Annotated in this window: 3 protein-coding genes; all 3 read right to left on the bottom strand. The window is 60.3% G+C overall.

From position 1 onward, the window contains the following. Positions 1-144: 144 nt before the first annotated feature. From EOA38_RS31595 to EOA38_RS31585, 3 genes are read right to left on the bottom strand one after another with little or no spacing between them, the layout of a single operon-like run. Positions 145-1215, bottom strand: coding sequence for an adenylate/guanylate cyclase domain-containing protein (locus EOA38_RS31595; RefSeq protein WP_127301068.1), 1071 nt, complete (start codon positions 1213-1215; stop codon positions 145-147). 3 nt (positions 1216-1218) lie between these two features. Further along, entirely contained in the window at positions 1219-1713 is a 495-nt protein-coding gene (locus tag EOA38_RS31590) for a Rab family GTPase (RefSeq protein WP_126094394.1), read from the bottom strand. Between the two features lie 13 nt (positions 1714-1726). Next, a complete protein-coding gene (locus EOA38_RS31585) occupies positions 1727-3109 on the bottom strand; it encodes an OmpA family protein (RefSeq protein ID WP_245480964.1) in 1383 nt (460 codons plus the stop codon). Positions 3110-3278 lie beyond the last annotated feature (169 nt).

Below are 3278 nucleotides of genomic sequence, written 5' to 3'. Positions count from 1 at the left end.
GTGCGAGCAGTGCCACCAGCGAGTCGCGGTCGAAGTGGTGCAAGTGCTCGTTGGGGAGGCGCATGCGCCACGTGCGGAACCAGGCGTCGCCGGCGGCGCCGAGCTCACGCCAGCGGCAATAGGTCGGCACCGCCAAGCGGCAAATCAGGCCGGGAGCCGCCACATTCGCACACGACCGGTGCCGCGCAATTCCGTTTCCCCGAGCGGGTCGCAAGTAAAATCCGATCCGAGCAATTGGTGGGTTGCATCCGAAATACGGATTTCATCAGGCTCCGCGGCCTTTTGAATGCGCGCGGCGAGATTGACGGTGTCGCCCCACAGGTCATAGACAAACCGCCTTTTGCCTATGACGCCCGCCACGATCGGTCCGGAGTGAATTCCAATTCTGAGACTTAGCGGTTCGCCGGCGAAGCGCTCCCGCCTGGCCGCGTCCCGCAGCTCAAGCGCATAGTTCGCAAGGGCTTGCGCATGGTCGGATCGCGCGGTGGGCAGGCCGGCGACCGCCATGACACAATCGCCGATGGTCTTGATCTTTTCGCAGCCGTGTTGTTCCGAGAGCAGATCCGCCGCCTTGAAGAAGTAATTCAAGATAGCGAGCGTCGTCGTGGCTCCGACGCTCCGCGCTCTTTCCGTAAAACCGACGATGTCGGCAAAAAGCACGCTGACCTCTGCGTGGTTGTCTGCAATTTGCTCGTCCGCTTTCAGCCGCTCCGCGATCGATGCGGGAAGAATGTTGAGGAGCAGGGATTCGGCGCGCCGGTATTCGCGCGACAAACCCTCCTGGCTCTCCCTCAATGCCTCGTTCGTCGACTGCAGCTTCGCATTGAGTTGACGCTCCCTTTCCTGCAGGAGCGTCATTTCATATGCCTTCTGTTGAAGCCGCTGCTGGTTGTCGCGTTCGGGAGTAGCGTCGAGAAAGAGCAGCCACACCGTGCCGCCGTCGCCAAAGAGATGAAGGTCCGCGACACGCCCGCCGGGCAGTTCCACCATGGGCATTTGATATGGAAGCTCCGGGCAAGGAAGCAGCCCTTCCATGAATTCAAGCTGATCGGCAACGGGCTTGCCAATGCGAAGCGACGAGAGCCCGTAATGTTCGGTGTTGCCGCCCTTCGCGACTATGTATTGCCGGGCGTTAATTTTCAGATATGCGGCAGAGCGCTCATTATAGAAGAAATCGTATATCCAGCTTCTGACTTCTTTCGGTACCCTGGGCATGGTCTACTTGGCGATCATCGAAGCAAGCTGACGAAACGCATCATCAACATGTTCGCCCGAAAGCGCGCTTGTCAGATAGATTTGCCATCCACGTTGCTTCAGTTCGTCAATCTCACCATCCGATATTGCCCACCGATCGGCCAGATCGGATTTGTTGAACAGCAATACGAACGGCATGGCGCCGAATTCGGCCTCGGCCCGCTCGCGCAACGTGAGCGCCACGGCAAGAGTAGCGGGCCGGGTTCCATCGACGACAAGCACGAGCCCGGTCGCACCTCGCACATAGCTGACGCGGAATGAGCCGATATCGTCTTCGCCGGCCAGATCCCACAAGATCAGGTCCACGGTTTTGTCCGGTAACGTGACGCTCTTCTTGTCGATTTTCACGCCAACCGTGGTCAGGTAGTTTTCCGAGAAGATGCTTTGGACAAACCTGCGTACCAGGCTCGTCTTTCCGACAGCAAACCCACCCAACATGCAGATCTTTTTTTGCAGCATCCTGGGCTCCGCACTACTCCAGGTTCACCGTAACCGAAACCCGGCGATTGGTGGAGTTCCCAGTTCGACTATTTTCATTTTCGGGCACCGCCGGCTCAAAGGTGCCGGCGCCCCGAACCAGCAGCAGTTCCGGAGCGACGCCGCGCTTGTTGAGAAGCGCGCGAACTGTCTCGGCGCGGGCGGCGCTGATCGACGCGTTGGCCGTCTCACGGCCCGTTGTGTCCGAATGGCCGGTCAACATGAACCGCGCTGTCACGCCTGCCTTGCGGGCATTTTCGGCGAATTCCTTCAACTGATCAGCCAATCTGTCGAGCACCGGCGTCTGCTCCGGTCCCGGGACAACTCTACCGGAAGAGAAGAAAATATCGGTCGTCTGGATGGCCTCTCTCAAATGATTAAGTTCTGCAAGGTTCAACTCGCGCAGCTGCGAGACATCCAGAACCACTCCGTCCGCCGAAAGTTGGTCGGCGGCGGCCTGCGCCCGGCTGATCCAGCCGGCGGGAGCCTCGCCCACGACAACGATGCGACCCTGGACGATCGAAAGCCGAACCGATTTCGGCGGGGACAGCGACGCCGTCAGCCGCTTCACCACGAACTTCGGATCAAGACTCTGATAGAATTGCCACTGTGAATGAACGCGGGCAGGATCAACCTCCGTTCCGGACAGCAGAGCTTGCGGGTCGGCGGCAAGAGGGTCTCTCAGACCGGAAATGTAGAAATGTCCGCCCCTCGCCGTTTGTTGAGCAACGATGATCCCCGGTTGGGCCTCAAGTCGCGACACATAATACTGCCAATGCTCCGCCGCGCGTGCATCGGGGCTCACATCACGAACCTTGGAGATGTCGAACTCCGGTCCGCCTACTGAAAGCTGTCGTGCCGCTGCGCGCGCCCGATCTATCCAGGTGTCGGGAGCCTCACCCTCGGCAACGATGCGGTCATTGACGATCGAAAGTCGCACTTTATCCGTCGGATACAGCGACGCCGTCAGCCGCTTCAACACGAACACCGGCTCAAGGCTCTGATAGAATTGCCAGCTTGCATGAACACGAGCGGGATCGACCTGCGTCCCCGACAGCAGCGACTGCGGGTCGACGGCAAGCGGGTCTCTCAGGCCGGTAATATAGAATTGGCCATCGCGCACATTCTGTTGGGCGACGATGATGCCGGGCTGCGTCTCCAGTCGCGACACATAGGCCTGCCAGCGCTCCTCGGGGCTCACATCACGGACCCCGGAGATGTCGAAGACCGGGCCGCCGGCTGAAAGCTGCTGGGCGGCGGCCCGCGCCCGGTTGATCCACGCAGTGGTGGCCTCACCCGCGGCAACGATGCGATCATTGACTACTGAAAGCCGCACCGAATCCGGCGGCGCCAGCGACGCCGTCAGCCGCTTCAGCACGAACTGCGGCTCAAGGCTCTGGTAGAATTGCCAGCTTGCATGAACACGCGCGGGATCGACCTGCGTTCCGGCCAACAGCGACTGCGGGTCGGCGGCAAGCGGGTCTCTCAGACCGGTAATATAGAATTGGCCGTCGCGCACATTCTGATCGGCGACGATGATGCCAGGC

This window comes from Mesorhizobium sp. M1E.F.Ca.ET.041.01.1.1 (assembly GCF_003997355.1).
In the GTDB taxonomy this organism is placed as follows: Bacteria; Pseudomonadota; Alphaproteobacteria; order Rhizobiales; family Rhizobiaceae; genus Mesorhizobium.
The sequence above is the reverse complement of the archived record's forward strand: the minus strand, read 5'-3'. Positions and strand labels throughout refer to the sequence as shown.

What these genes read in the sequence shown, in the direction of transcription:
- EOA38_RS31595 (WP_127301068.1), bottom strand. Translation starts at nt 1,215, where the DNA reads ATGCCCAGGGTACCGAAAGAAGTCAGAAGCTGGATATACGATTTCTTC.
- EOA38_RS31590 (WP_126094394.1), bottom strand. Translation starts at nt 1,713, where the DNA reads ATGCTGCAAAAAAAGATCTGCATGTTGGGTGGGTTTGCTGTCGGAAAG.